Origin of the sequence: Caviibacterium pharyngocola, from assembly GCF_002795405.1 — a bacterium.
Classification (GTDB): Bacteria; Pseudomonadota; Gammaproteobacteria; order Enterobacterales; family Pasteurellaceae; genus Caviibacterium; species Caviibacterium pharyngocola.
In genome coordinates this window covers 165,800-179,322 of record NZ_PHGZ01000006.1, presented here as the reverse complement: position 1 = coordinate 179,322, position 13,523 = coordinate 165,800, and the positions used below count along the sequence as shown (strand labels likewise).

11 protein-coding genes and 1 pseudogene are annotated in these 13,523 nt (G+C 42.9%); 1 reads left to right on the top strand and 11 read right to left on the bottom strand.

Going from position 1 to position 13,523, the window contains the following annotated elements:
• Window position 1: 1 nt before the first annotated feature.
• The 4 genes and pseudogenes from uhpB to rhlB all read right to left on the bottom strand — a co-directional run bounded on the left by uhpB (window position 2) and on the right by rhlB (window position 4,910).
• Window positions 2–1,531: a signal transduction histidine-protein kinase/phosphatase UhpB gene (gene uhpB / locus CVP04_RS03395; RefSeq protein ID WP_423738288.1), complete on the bottom strand. Its 1,530-nt coding sequence runs from the start codon at window positions 1,529–1,531 to the stop codon at window positions 2–4.
• 129 nt (window positions 1,532–1,660) lie between these two features.
• A pseudogene (locus CVP04_RS12475) lies at window positions 1,661–1,987 on the bottom strand (response regulator); the annotation flags it as partial.
• A gap of 92 nt (window positions 1,988–2,079) precedes the next feature.
• A complete protein-coding gene (gene uhpT / locus CVP04_RS03390; protein ID WP_100296105.1) occupies window positions 2,080–3,462 on the bottom strand; it encodes a hexose-6-phosphate:phosphate antiporter in 1,383 nt (460 codons plus the stop codon).
• Window positions 3,463–3,671: 209 nt separating this feature from the next.
• Window positions 3,672–4,910 carry an ATP-dependent RNA helicase RhlB gene (gene rhlB / locus CVP04_RS03385; RefSeq protein ID WP_100296139.1) on the bottom strand — a complete coding sequence of 413 codons (1,239 nt, stop codon included), beginning with the start codon at window positions 4,908–4,910 and terminating at the stop codon, window positions 3,672–3,674.
• Between the two features lie 241 nt (window positions 4,911–5,151).
• Here rhlB and rho point away from each other — a divergent pair, with 241 nt between their 5' ends.
• The gene (rho, locus tag CVP04_RS03380; protein WP_100296104.1) at window positions 5,152–6,414 is read left to right on the top strand and encodes a transcription termination factor Rho; all 1,263 of its coding nucleotides are present in this window, start codon (window positions 5,152–5,154) and stop codon (window positions 6,412–6,414) included.
• A gap of 152 nt (window positions 6,415–6,566) precedes the next feature.
• Here the strand turns inward: rho and CVP04_RS03375 are convergent, their stop codons facing one another.
• The 7 genes from CVP04_RS03375 to hybA all read right to left on the bottom strand — a co-directional run bounded on the left by CVP04_RS03375 (window position 6,567) and on the right by hybA (window position 13,521).
• Window positions 6,567–7,916: an anaerobic C4-dicarboxylate transporter gene (locus CVP04_RS03375; RefSeq protein WP_100296103.1), complete on the bottom strand. Its 1,350-nt coding sequence runs from the start codon at window positions 7,914–7,916 to the stop codon at window positions 6,567–6,569.
• Window positions 7,917–8,120: 204 nt separating this feature from the next.
• Complete coding sequence (gene acpP, locus CVP04_RS03370; RefSeq protein WP_005627318.1) at window positions 8,121–8,351, bottom strand: acyl carrier protein; 231 nt, start codon at window positions 8,349–8,351, stop codon at window positions 8,121–8,123.
• 234 nt (window positions 8,352–8,585) lie between these two features.
• Complete coding sequence (hybE, locus tag CVP04_RS03365) at window positions 8,586–9,089, bottom strand: hydrogenase-2 assembly chaperone (RefSeq protein ID WP_100296102.1); 504 nt, start codon at window positions 9,087–9,089, stop codon at window positions 8,586–8,588.
• Entirely contained in the window at window positions 9,086–9,577 is a 492-nt protein-coding gene (locus CVP04_RS03360; protein WP_100296101.1) for a HyaD/HybD family hydrogenase maturation endopeptidase, read from the bottom strand. The genes hybE and CVP04_RS03360 overlap by 4 nt, the downstream gene beginning before the upstream one ends.
• Complete coding sequence (gene hybC, locus CVP04_RS03355) at window positions 9,577–11,286, bottom strand: hydrogenase 2 large subunit (protein WP_100296100.1); 1,710 nt, start codon at window positions 11,284–11,286, stop codon at window positions 9,577–9,579. The genes CVP04_RS03360 and hybC overlap by 1 nt, the downstream gene beginning before the upstream one ends.
• Entirely contained in the window at window positions 11,283–12,479 is a 1,197-nt protein-coding gene (gene hybB, locus CVP04_RS03350; RefSeq protein WP_100296099.1) for a Ni/Fe-hydrogenase cytochrome b subunit, read from the bottom strand. Before hybB ends, hybC begins: the two co-directional genes overlap by 4 nt.
• Window positions 12,472–13,521 carry a hydrogenase 2 operon protein HybA gene (hybA, locus tag CVP04_RS03345; protein WP_100296098.1) on the bottom strand — a complete coding sequence of 350 codons (1,050 nt, stop codon included), beginning with the start codon at window positions 13,519–13,521 and terminating at the stop codon, window positions 12,472–12,474. The genes hybB and hybA overlap by 8 nt, the downstream gene beginning before the upstream one ends.
• Window positions 13,522–13,523: the final 2 nt, after the last annotated feature.

The following is a 13,523-nucleotide window of genomic DNA, read 5'->3' as shown; positions in this document are numbered from 1 at the left end:
GTTAATTTCTAGGTAAAGAAACCTTAATCGTTGTACCGTGAAAGTGCGGTGATTTTTCGATTGGATTTGAAATAATCTCGAATGTACCGCATAAAATGCCCGCACGTTCTTGCATTCCGCGAATACCGAAGCCGTTTGAAGTAACATTTTTCACATCAAAACCAATGCCGTTATCACGAATCCTGATATGAACGTTGTCCTCAATACGAATATCAATATAAACATCCGTAGCCTTTGAATATTTAATAATATTATTTAAACTTTCCTGACAAAGACGATAAATTGTAATCTCTAAAATATGTCCCAACTGAGCATTTTGATTATTCTGCCAAGTTAAATGCGTTGCAATTCCCTGATTTTCGAATCCCAATTCAATGAATAAATTTTGTAATGCTTGATGAAGATCTAAATCATCCAATAAGCGTGGGCGAATACGATTTAATAATCCTTTTGTCTTGTCATAAATATTTAAAGATAATTGTTCAATCGTGCCGGCTAATTTTTCGTGCGTTTCAGAATGACCGATACGTTTTAAAATACTCGCTTGAGTACGAATCGCAGTAATATTTTGTCCGATTTCATCGTGTAATTCGCGCGAAATATCTTGCCGAATGGATTCTTCCGTATTAATTAATTGACGAGTTAAATGTTTATTACGATTTAATTCCACCGAAAGACTATAATTTAAATCCCGCTGACGCTGAATACCAACACCTAAAAAGATTCCCGTAATAGTTTGTATTGATAACGTCAATAATAAACCGGTAATTTCCAGATCGGAAAAATGATGTGTCGTACCAATTAATGCGATACTATTTAATAACGTGCCTAATAATGCCCCCTGCCAACCATATTGAAATGCCAACAGAATAATCGGAATAGCCAAATAAAATAACGAAAAACGATTAAAGGCTTCCGGTAACGCCGTTTGAATATAAATATTCAAAATAAACAAAAAGATATAAATTAAAATATGCTTCGTGCGTAGCGTAATCGGCTTTTTCACTAATGCAGCGGTAAGTGGCAACCAATTGGTATTAAATAAAAAATCATTGACCAAATAACAGGCGGGAATAATTAATATTCCGCCAGTAAAACTGACTAAAAAGGTAAAATAAAATTCACCGGAGAAAATACCCAATCCGTTTATTGCGCTGATAATGCCAATTAATAAAAGTTGTAAGCATAAGCATTTTAATTGACTGCCGAAATAATAGCGTTGAAAAATAAAAACTAACGGAAAACTGACTGCACTTAATATAAAAGCCGGTAAATAAGATAACTCCGGAAAAGAAAAGCATAACAAACATAATACGCTATACTCGGCAAAATAGGGAATTACCCAATATTTTTTTGTGATATGTAATGAAATTCCACAGCGCAAGGCAAAGGGTAAAAATAAAAGTGCCAAAACCGGATCGGAAAGCAAATAGTCGGAAATCACCCACAAACAAAAATAGGCGCAAACCACTAAAAACCAACCGTAAATAAAAGCAAAAACAGTTTCCTTGACATCCCATCCTTGAATCAATAATTCGCAAATTTCCCGTTCCCGTTTGGTTAATTGGGTAACCGAATCCGTCGTTTTTGAGGATACCAGTTTTACCGTTAAATCAGGCATTAAATAAACGCCGCCCGCATACACAGTGCGCACCGCTTGCACTAATTCCTCCGGACTACAACGCTTACTTAAATAGCCTTTCGCGCCCAATTCCAAGGCTTTTTTGATCATTAATTCCGTATCGTTCACACTCAACATAATACAGTGAATGCCACTCGGAATATCCTCCAGCAACGCAATGCCGCTTTCTTCCGGCATTGAAATGTCAATAATACAAATGTGCGGCTTTAAACGCGGCAAATTTTGTCGTGTCTCTTTTGCCGAGCCAAATTCGCCGATAACTTGAATATCTTCTTCTAGGGAAAGTAATTGAGCGAATCCGGAACGAACAATAGTATGATCATCGACAAGTACGACATTAATCATCCGTTTATCCTATCAAATGCATAAAAGGGCGTATTGTACACCATATAGCAAAGAAAGTGCGGTGAAAAAATCCACCGCACTTTGTTCCTTGATTAATTTCTTATCGCTTTTTTCTGTTTACGGATTTTCTTTTCTTCGGCAATCGCCACGAAAACCAACAATCCCATACAAACTAAAGCGGAGGTATTTAAAGCAGCGAAGGTACCACTCCAACCGGTTAACCCAAAAATCGGTGTACCGTCGGCAATCATCCCTAAACCGAGTTTAGCAAAGCTATCACCGATTAAGTACGCAAATGTCCCTTTTACTCCGTCGGCTACGGCAATCGCTTTTTTCGGTACAAATCCAACCGCCGCCACGCCGATCAATAATTGCGGACCAAACACCAAAAAGCCGAGCACAAATAAGGCAATCAAATACATATATTCGTTGGTCGCAAATTGATAAAACTCAAGGGTAAAAACGATTAGCACCAAGGCGATACAAGCAGTTAAAGCTCGACGTCCGTTTGCTAAATCCGACAAATATCCCCATAAGAAAGTGCCAACTAAAGCGCCGACTTCAAATAAAGCGAAACCAGAAATTGCTGCATCTTTGGAAAAACCTAGTTCTTGATAAGCATATACCGGTGACCATTGGTCGATACCGATTCGCACGATATAAAGGAAAATATTCGCAAAACACAGCAACCAAATCACTTTATTTCTTAACACATATTGCACAAAAGTTTGCCATTTGGTTAATTGGTTTTCTTCCGCATCACGATCTTCCTCGCTCACTTCTTCACCAAATAATTCTTCTGCTTTACCTAATCCATAAGCTTCAGGTGAATCAGAACCATAACGCAAACCGATAAAACCGATAATTAAAGCGATAATTGACGGGAAAATAAACATCCCGATCACGTGTCCGTTAAACACCACATTCGCACCGAACAACGCCACACCAGCTGCCGCCGCACCACCGACATTATGTGATAAATTCCAAAAACCTAAGAACGTACCGCGTTTTTTACGTGGAGTCCATTTGGTAATGGTTGAGTAACTGGAGGAACCGCCGGTACTTTGGAAAAAACCGCTTAATGCATAAAAGGCAATCATCAAAAATAAAGCCACGCTGCCGCCGCCCATACTCGCACTAAATCCGAGCATACAGATTGCCGATAAAATTAACATAAACGGCACGAATTGTTTCGTATTTTTGCCGTCCGCGTAATAAGACACGACGGTTTTACCTACACCATAAGTAATTGAAAAGCCTAAACCGATCATCCCCAATTCGGTTTTTGTGAGCCCGTAGGTTTCAATCATATCGTTTTGTGCGATATTAAAATTCTTACGAATCAAATACATTGCCATATAACCGATAAAAACCACCAAATAAGATTGCATAAACGGTTTAAACCACATTTTGCGGCGTTCTTCCAACGGAAGAGCCAACACCGGCAATCTAACTTCTTGTAAAAATTTAAGCATAATTTCCTCATCAAATACGATTAAAAAACAATGAGGTTATCTTAGATAAATTTGCGGGTAACGACTTCGGACAAGCACTTAGGAAAAATAGGAAAATTTCTTAGTTTTTGAAAATAACCATAAAGTTTGTGACAAACATCACATTTTAGATAAAAATTAAAAAGGCTTCATTCCTGAAGCCTCAAACAATATTAAAAGTGCGGTCAAAATCAGTAACGTTTTTTAAACGGACGTTGTTGACGATTTGTCGGTGAGGTGTTGCGTTTTACCCGATAAGGTTTCGGCAAGTCGGTAAGCAGGGAATCGGCGTCATATTGACTGACCGGAATGCTGTGTCCGATATATTCTTCGATCGCCGGTAAATTCATTGCGTATTCTTCGCAAGCGAAACTAATGGATACGCCGCTTTCGCCCGCGCGTCCGGTGCGTCCGATTCGGTGTACATAATCTTCGCAATCATCCGGTAAATCGTAGTTGAAAACGTGCGTTACGTCAGGAATATGCAACCCGCGCGCCGCCACATCCGTCGCCACCAAAATATCCAAATCGCCGTCGGTAAATTGTTTTAACAGCGACAAACGTTTTTTCTGCGCCACATCGCCGGTAAGCAAGCCGACGCGGTGTCCGTCCGCCGCCAAATACCCCCAAATGTCTTCGCAACGGTGTTTGGTATTGGCAAAAATAATGCAACGTTCCGGCCATTCTTCTTCCAATAAGGTCATTAATAACGCCATTTTGTCTCGATTGGACGGATAAAATAATTCTTCTTTAATACGATGTCCGGTTTTTTGCAAAGGCTCGATTTCGATATATTCGGGATCGTTCATATCTTCAAATGCCAACTCGCGCACTTTGTAAGACAGCGTGGCGGAAAATAACATCGTCAAACGCTGCGCCGGCGGCGGGCATTTGCGCATAAGATAACGAATATCTTTGATAAAACCTAAATCGAACATTCGATCCGCTTCATCCAGCACCACCACTTGAATATCGGACAGGCGAATTACGCCTTGTTTGACATAATCAATCACACGTCCGGTCGTGCCGATTAAAATATCGATGCCTTGTTCGATAGCTTTAAGCTGTTTGTCATAACCGTCGCCGCCGTAAGCCAAACCGGTTTTTAATCCGGTCGCCGCCGCTAACGATTCCGCATCGTGACTGATTTGCACCGCCAATTCGCGCGTCGGTGCTAAGATCAAAGCGCGCGGTTGTCCTTGGGCGGGATGAGTGACTAAATGATGAAAAACTGCGGTCAAAAATGCGATAGTTTTTCCCGTGCCGGTTTGTGCCTGACCGGCGACATCACGCCCAGCCAAGCTGATCGGCAGTGACAGCGCCTGAATCGGCGTACAATATTCGAAGCCTTTTTGTTGCAAGGCGGATAGGACTTTAGGATCTAAAGTTAAATCGGCGAATCGTTGCCGACTTAAATGGTCATTTTGCATAATACGTTCATTCATTGATGTTTCAATACTCAGCGCGTTACAAAAGTCGGGCGCTATAAAAATTGTGCTAAGAATAGCACGAAGTCGGAAAATCCCCAAAAAACAACCGCACTTTTTTGTAAATATTTCATTCAAAAACTAGACAGAATGCGGATTTAGTGGTAACTTTACGCCCATTCAACCGACCTTTTCGAGGTCTTTTCACTCTAAATCATTACCCAATCTTAATAACATTTCAATTATGCATTTAACAGAACTAAAAAATACGCCCGTTTCAGAATTGGTAACGCTCGGCGAAGAAAAAATGGGGTTAGAAAATTTAGCCCGTTTACGCAAACAAGACATCGTTTTCGCTATTTTAAAACAACACGCTAAAAGCGGCGAAGATATTTTCGGCGGCGGTGTGTTAGAAATTTTACCCGACGGTTTCGGTTTCTTACGTTCCGCAGACAGTTCATACCTAGCCGGTCCGGATGACATTTATGTTTCACCGAGCCAAATTCGTCGATTCAATTTGCAAACCGGGGATAAAATCGAAGGTAAAATTCGCCCGCCGAAAGAAGGCGAACGCTATTTCGCCCTGCTTAAAGTCGATCAAGTCAACGATGACAAACCGGAAGTTTCCCGCAGCAAAATTCTCTTTGAAAACTTAACACCGCTTCACGCAAATTCACGTCTTAGAATGGAACGCGGTAACGGTTCCACCGAAGATTTAACCGCTCGAATTTTAGATTTGGCGTCACCGATCGGGAAAGGTCAACGCGGTCTTATCGTTGCGCCGCCGAAAGCGGGTAAAACAATGTTGTTGCAAAATATTGCCCAAAGCATTACGCACAATTATCCCGAATGCGAGTTGATCGTTCTGTTGATTGACGAACGTCCGGAGGAAGTGACCGAAATGCAACGTTCGGTAAAAGGTGAAGTAATTGCTTCCACTTTTGATGAACCGGCAGCACGTCACGTTCAAGTGGCGGAAATGGTTATCGAAAAAGCCAAACGTTCGGTCGAGCATAAAAAAGACGTGGTGATTTTGTTGGATAGTATTACGCGTTTAGCGCGCGCTTACAACACCGTGACACCGGCATCGGGCAAAATTTTATCCGGCGGTGTGGATGCCAATGCATTACATCGTCCGAAGCGTTTCTTCGGTGCGGCGCGTAACGTGGAAGAAGGCGGCAGCCTCACTATTATCGCCACCGCTTTAGTAGATACCGGTTCGAAAATGGACGAGGTGATCTTCGAGGAATTTAAAGGTACGGGGAATATGGAATTACATCTTTCCCGTAAAATCGCAGAAAAACGCGTATTCCCGGCGATCGATTTCAACCGTTCCGGTACGCGTAAAGAAGATTTACTCACCACGCCTGACGAATTACAAAAAATGTGGATTCTACGTAAAATCCTTAACCCGATGGGCGAAGTGGAAGCGATGGAATTCCTTATCGATAAACTGATGGTTGCGAAAACCAACGAAGAATTCTTTGAAATTATGAAACGCTCATAAGAAATAATTCGATTCAAGGCGCTGATTTCAGTGCCTTTTTTATTGCTTAAAGAAGCAAATCTTTCCGCGATGCAGTATTTATAAAACAAAAAAAGTGCGGTGAAAATTACCGCACTTTTGCCATTCGGGTTTATCCGTCGATTAACGTTGTATTACGCAATAACGATATGCGCAATAGCGTAACCGACTAAACAGGCTGTCACTACACCGATTAAACCCGGTACCATAAAGCTGTGGTTGAAGTAGTATTTACCGATTTTTGTCGTACCAGTGACGTCGAAGTTAACCGTTGCGATATCGGACGGATAGTTCGGAATGAAGAAGTAAGCGTAGGTCGCCGGAATTAAACCGATAAGCACCGGTGCCGGTAAACCTAAGCCGATACCGACCGGAAGCATCATTACGGCGGTCGCAGCTTGACTGTTGATCACCACGGAAACGGCAAATAAGGCGAAGGCGAATGTCCAAGGATAGTGCTCAACCATTGAGGTTACTGCCGCTTTAAATTCCGGCATTGCGTATTGGAAATAAGTGTCGCTCATCCACGCGATACCGAAAATTGCCACACACGCGACCATTCCGGATTTAAATACTACACCGTTCGGTACGGTTTGCGGGTTGGTTTTGGTGGCGATTAAAATGATACCGCCGAAACAAAGCATCATCATTTGGATGATGAAAGACATTGAAATCGGTTTAACCGCTTTACCGTCAACCGGTACGCCGACGGTGCGGATTTCCGGCAACATTGCGATAATTACCACGGAAACCAAAGAAAGTAAGAATAAATACACCGCAAGTTTTGCCGATTTCGGTAATTCGTCATTTAATGAGGTTGCGGTGGTATTCAAAATACGTTCGCGCCATACCGGATCTTGTAAACGACGTTGATATTCCGGATCATCTTCCAATTCTTTCCCGCGACGTAAGCTGTAAAGCGCCATTGCCATTGTGCCGAGGAACGTTGCCGGAACGGTAACGGAGATAATATTCAATAAGCTGATATGTTCATAACCCGGAATTTGCGTGATTTGGGTTAAATAATAGGCAATCGCCGCCGATAACGGGCTGGAGGTAATGGCTAATTGCGATGCCACGGAAGAAACCGCCATCGGACGTTCCGGACGGATTTTATTTTTTAACGCGATGTCACCGATAATCGGCATTACGGAATAAACCGAGTGACCGGTACCCAACATAAAGGTCATTAAATAAGTAACGATTGGTCCAAGGATTGTGACGCGTTTCGGGTTGCTGCGTAAAATACGTTCGGCGATTTGCAGCATATATTTTAAACCGCCGGCTGCTTCTAATACGGAGGCACAAGTTACAACGGCAAGAATCACCAACATTACGTCAATCGGTGCTTTCCCTAACGGCATACGAAGTATAAAAACTTCGATCACTAAACCTATACCTGATATTACTCCAAGACCGATACCGCCGTAACGACTACCGGTATAAAGCATCAAGAGCAGAAATAAAAATTCTAAATAAAGCATAAAATATCCTTCAAAAGAGTTATATGAGAAAGTTAGCGGGTATGATACTGCATTTGGCAAAATGCACAATCGTTTCAACAGGATTTATTACAAAAAATAGCGTTAGATCAATTTTCGCCATAATGTTGTAAGATTAGCCTTAACGGAAGGATTGGATTATTTTGCGGATAAAATAAGGGCGGTAAAAATACCGCCCCGATTAAATTACTGATTGTTTTGAACGTAGTCGATCGCTGATTGAACAGTTGTAATTTTTTCCGCTTCTTCATCAGGAATTTCGATATCGAATTCTTCTTCTAAAGCCATTACAAGTTCAACGGTATCTAAAGAGTCCGCACCTAAATCTTCTACGAAAGAAGCTTCGGATTTCACGTCTTCCTCTTTAACACCTAATTGTTCAACAATGATTTTTTTTACGCGTTCTTCAATGCTCATCTTGCTTTTCCTATTATAGTTAGCCATAAAATAATGGTTTTATAGTGTATGCATTTTTCTCAAAGTTGCAACCGATTTTTACAAGGTCAAACCTCAAACAGAGATAATTCAAACACATACAATAAAAAATAGTTACGTTACCCTGCTAACGCAACAGCCAACGTAACCCGGTTACATCGCTATGCGGATTTTAACATTAACCCTAAGTTTTAGCCAGTTTTTCGAACAAATTCCCTAATCCGCCAAGGCTTTAAAGATATTTCGCTTGCCGAGATCCGGTGTTTTTTGTTTCACCGGCAAGGATAACATCATATATAAACAATCTTTCGCCAGTTTTTCCGCTTGTTCCGCCGTAAGACTCGGATCCAACGGCGATTGCAACGAACAGCTTAAATATTGCGGGATGTCATCCAGATGACTGACCGTAAATACCAGATCTTTATAAGGTAAACGCAGCACCAATTTATCGCCGACAGTGCGATTTTCCCATTGTTGTCCCGGCCCCGGCAACACCACTAAACTTAACGTCCAAGGCGTTAATAAAGCGCCGAGCCATTGATTTTCATACAATGTAAATTTCGGGCAAAAACACGCAATATCGCGACGATAAAAAGGCAAATCCTGCATAGTCGGCACGATTTTTTCCATTGCGCGTTGCAACAACGATGACGGATCTTGATCGAATCCCGTGCAATGAATATCTAAAACCTCCGTAGGTGCAAAACTTTCTCGATTCATACCGCACTTTTCTCGTTATTGTTCGGCATCACGCCGTATTGTCGTAATTGTTCGATAATTTGCGTGCGAATATCCGGCAAGCGTTGTTGTAATAAAGCGCTTAATCCGATCGCCGGTTCGAAACTTTCCGGTTGAATACCAATTAAACATAAATTACGCGGAAATTCATCGGTAAGTTTCAATGCCGACAGCACATCGCAGATCCCCAGTTGGTGCGGCGAGATTTTACGCGAGAAAAACGTTGGTACTTGTTCATCGTATAACACGATGATTTCGCCCGGCGTTTTATTCGCCAATACTGCGTCCACAATAATAATGTGATCGCGGTTCGCCATTATATCCAACAGCTCCATTCCGCAAGTGCCGCCGTCCACAATATCAAAGTGCGGTGAAAAAATCGGATCTTTTTCCAAAGCTTGCACGGCATAAACGCCAATGCCTTCGTCGCTTAATAAAATGTTGCCGACGCCTAAAATTAACGGTTTCATCACAAAATTTTCACCTGTGTCACTTCGCCGTTTTCCGTATTCACAACGTGCACGGCACACGACATACAAGGGTCGAAAGAGTGAATAGTTCGCACCACTTCCAACGGTTTGGACGGATCAGCAACCGGTGTGCCGATAAGCGATAATTCATAAGGTCCCATTTCATCTTTTTCATTACGCGGACCGGAGTTCCAAGTGGACGGCACCACGGCTTGATAATTTTCGATTTTACCGTCTTTAATCACCACCCAGTGCGATAACATTCCGCGTGGCACTTCACCGAAACCAACACCGCGATATTCGCCGTTTGCCGGAATATCCGTTTTCAGATATGCGACGGTATCGCCTTTGCCGATATTTTCGATAAGTTTTTGCCATTGTTCCGCCAAAATATCATTTAATACGCAACAATGCGTCGTGCGGCCGATAATGCGCCCTAATGTGGAATGTAAATCTTCCACCGATAAGCTATTGCCGGTAAGTGCGGTATATAATCCTTTAATTTGATCGAAATGAGTCAAGGTACGTTTGTCTTGCGCGGCGAGACCGGTCATTAGATAAGCCAACGGCCCGACTTCCACCACTTTGCCGTAAAACGACGGCGCTTTAACCCACGAATATTTGCCGTCTTCCTGCCAACCGGTATATTTAGGACGCGTTAACCCCGCCCAAGGCGCAAGCGGTTCATCATCTTCATACCACGAATGTTTACCGCTTTCTTTGATACCTTTAATCACATAATCGTCTTTGTGATTGGTGATCGGGCGGAAAGTGGCGAGATCACCGTTTTCAATATAACCGCCGTAAAGTTCGAAGACTTTATTTTCTTGATCGATCGGATATTCCGGTACGGATAAATAATTGCGTGAGGTCGCACCCAATTTTAACCATTCCGGATAATACGCCGCGATTACCGCAGTATCCACTTTATATACTTGATTTACGAAGTCGTTTAATTTATCAATGCACGCTTTTACGAACATTAAACGTTCCAAATTGAGTACTGCTTGCGAATCCAAATTAATCGGATTCGCTACACCGCCGATCGCCAGATTTTGAATGTGCGGTGATTTTCCGCCGAGTAATGCCACTACGCGGTTGGCATCGCGTTGACATTCCAAAGCCTGCAAATAATGCGCCACGGCGATTAAGTTGACTTCCGGCGGTAATTTCATTGCCGGATGATTAAAATAGCCGTTGGCAAAAATGCCTAGCTGTCCGCTTTCTACCAAAGCTTGAATTTTTTTCTGAACATTACGAAATTCATTGGCGCTGTTTAGCGACCAAGTGGATACGCCTTGCAACATATCCGCCGCTTTTTGCGGATCCGCTTTTAGCGCTTCGGTAATATCCACCCAGTCCATTGCGGATAATTGATAAAAATGAACGATGTGATCGTGCATACTGTGGGCGGCTAAAATCATATTGCGAATGTATTGTGCATTCACCGGCACTTTCGCGTTGATCGCATCTTCTACCGCACGCACGCTGATAATAGCGTGCACCGTGGTACAAACGCCGCAAATTCGTTGCATAATCATCCACGCGTTGCGCGGGTCATTGCCTTTGACGATATTTTCCATTCCGCGCCACATTGTACCGGATGACCAAGCATTCACGACTTTGCCGTCTTCAATTTCACAATCAATCCGTAAATGACCCTCGATACGCGTAATCGGATCAATCGTAATGCGTTGTTTTTCTGTCATACTTTAACTCCATCTTGCACAGTGTGTGTATTTTGTTCTTCTTGCGCTTCTTTAATAACCGGCAATACCGGGAACAATCGAATAATCAGAATGTAAGCACAAATTTCAATAGATATAAAACCGATAGAAATCAATAATTCTTCTGCGGTCGGGAAATAATGATAGCCGTTACCCGGATCGTACATAATCAACGAATAATCCATACGCCATAATGCCGCGCCGATTAACATACTTAATGCCGAAACGAATAACCAACGGCTGTCTTTACGCGGTCGCCCCGCCCCTAAGAAAGAGGTAAAGACCGGCAATAGCAATAAGGAGACTTCCAGCCAGAATAAATAAGCGTGTTTTTCCCATTGCAACACATAATGTAATTTGTCGTGATAAATCAATTCGCCGAAACGCAATCCGACAAAAACCACCATTAACACGCTGGTCGCTTTAATCAGTTGGATAAATAAATGCCGTTCGTCCGGCGCTTTGCCCGCTAATCCCGCTTTCACTAAAGAACCTTCGAACACTACAATGGAAAAGCCCATAATAAAGGCGGTTAAAAGTGAGAAAATCGGTAACATTTCATAACTTTGCCATACCGGATGCACTTTATGACCGGCAACAATCATTAAAGATCCCATTGAAGATTGGTGCATCATCGGCAATAAAGCGCCCAGTGCGACGATAAAAAACATTACTTTATTTAATTTATCGAACCATTTGCGCAAGCCGAAGAAACCTAGTATCACCGGCGCGAATTCCAGCGTGACCACACAAATGTAAATGGTCATACACACCGCGGTTTCAAATAACACGGAGGAGGTGTTAAATTGTCCGGGCACGAAGAAATACGGCATATGCCAATAACGCCCCATATCAATGGTGATAGACAAACCGCCCAAGGTATAACCGAATAAGCTCGCCAGCAATGCCGGACGCACCAACGGGTGATATTTCCCTTTGTTAAAGACATAAACCGTCCACGCCAACGCCCAGCCGCCGCAGGCAAATCCCGTACCGACCAATAAGTCGAAGGCGATCCAAATTCCCCACGGATAACCGCCGTTTAACGCCGTAACCGAGCCGATACCGAAAACCAAACGTTTTAAAATCAACAGTAAACAAATTACCGCAATAGGCGCAAAGACTAAAACGGGAATCGAAATTAATCTTCCGCCGAGAGGACGTGCTCTACCCATTATGTTTCTCCTCCTCTTCTTCCATTTCTTTTTCCATTTCTTTCTTCGCAATCATTCTGGCACGGCGATTAGCTTCGATTTCTTTTTCGTGCATATTACGGTAAGTAATCACCGATAATCCGGCAAGAGCAACCAATGGCAACGCCATTCCGCGATATAAGAAATGTTGTAAGTGTTCCGCGCGCGCACCGGTGGAAAGTTCGTCCAATTTCGGCAAGCCTAAATTTTCATAAGGCACGCCGGCAATCATTAACACTTGCGTACCGCCGGCTTCTTTTTCACCGTAAATATATTGCAAATAGCGCGGAATGCTAGCTTTATAACGATCTTGGCTGTTAACGTGTTGACGCGGATAATAATAATCGGAACCGCGCAATGCGTTTAAACGACGATGGGCTTCTTCCAACAAATCTTCACGCGAGCCGAAAATAATTGCGCCGGTAGGGCAAACATCGCAACAGCCGGGTAATTTGCCGTGATCGATGCGTTCAACGCCTTTTTGGTTACAAAGCTCGCATTTGGAAATTTGCCCGAAAGGATTGTTATAATCGTATTTCGGCACATCGAACGGACAACCAACCATACAATAACGGCAACCGGTACAGATATCAGGATCATAACTCACGATACCTGTTTTAGGATTTTTCGTTAACGCTTGCACCGGACAAACACTGACACAGTTCGGATCAACGCAATGCATACATTGTTTTTTCACATAAGCATAACCGTTTTCCGGCTGGTCTTTAGCAGTACCGTCGCCGTCGCTCCACACTTGAATCACGTTACGCGTATAAGGCGACAATTTATCGTTATTCGACCAACTTTGCTCGCCTTCCGGATTTACCGGCGTATGATTTACCTGTTGACATTCCACCACGCAAGCTTGGCAACCTACGCATAGGGTCGAATCGTATAACATTCCCAAGGCACCCGGAATCGGCTCGCGATTCTGTGCGCCTATCGCACTGGCTTGCGGCGAGACACTCAGTCCGCCCACAAGGCTGCCGGCAAGCCCCGCTTTCAAAAACTTACGTCTATTCATCG

Excerpts from the sequence above, each read along its gene's own strand:
- uhpT (WP_100296105.1), bottom strand. The coding sequence starts at position 3,462 with ATGCTTAAATTTTTACAAGAAGTTAGATTGCCGGTGTTGGCTCTTCCG.
- rhlB (WP_100296139.1), bottom strand. The coding sequence starts at position 4,910 with ATGCAAAATGACCATTTAAGTCGGCAACGATTCGCCGATTTAACTTTA.
- rho (WP_100296104.1), top strand. The coding sequence starts at position 5,152 with ATGCATTTAACAGAACTAAAAAATACGCCCGTTTCAGAATTGGTAACG.
- CVP04_RS03375 (WP_100296103.1), bottom strand. The coding sequence starts at position 7,916 with ATGCTTTATTTAGAATTTTTATTTCTGCTCTTGATGCTTTATACCGGT.
- acpP (WP_005627318.1), bottom strand. The coding sequence starts at position 8,351 with ATGAGCATTGAAGAACGCGTAAAAAAAATCATTGTTGAACAATTAGGT.
- hybE (WP_100296102.1), bottom strand. The coding sequence starts at position 9,089 with ATGAATCGAGAAAGTTTTGCACCTACGGAGGTTTTAGATATTCATTGC.
- CVP04_RS03360 (WP_100296101.1), bottom strand. The coding sequence starts at position 9,577 with ATGAAACCGTTAATTTTAGGCGTCGGCAACATTTTATTAAGCGACGAA.
- hybC (WP_100296100.1), bottom strand. The coding sequence starts at position 11,286 with ATGACAGAAAAACAACGCATTACGATTGATCCGATTACGCGTATCGAG.
- hybB (WP_100296099.1), bottom strand. The coding sequence starts at position 12,479 with ATGGGTAGAGCACGTCCTCTCGGCGGAAGATTAATTTCGATTCCCGTT.
- hybA (WP_100296098.1), bottom strand. The coding sequence starts at position 13,521 with ATGAATAGACGTAAGTTTTTGAAAGCGGGGCTTGCCGGCAGCCTTGTG.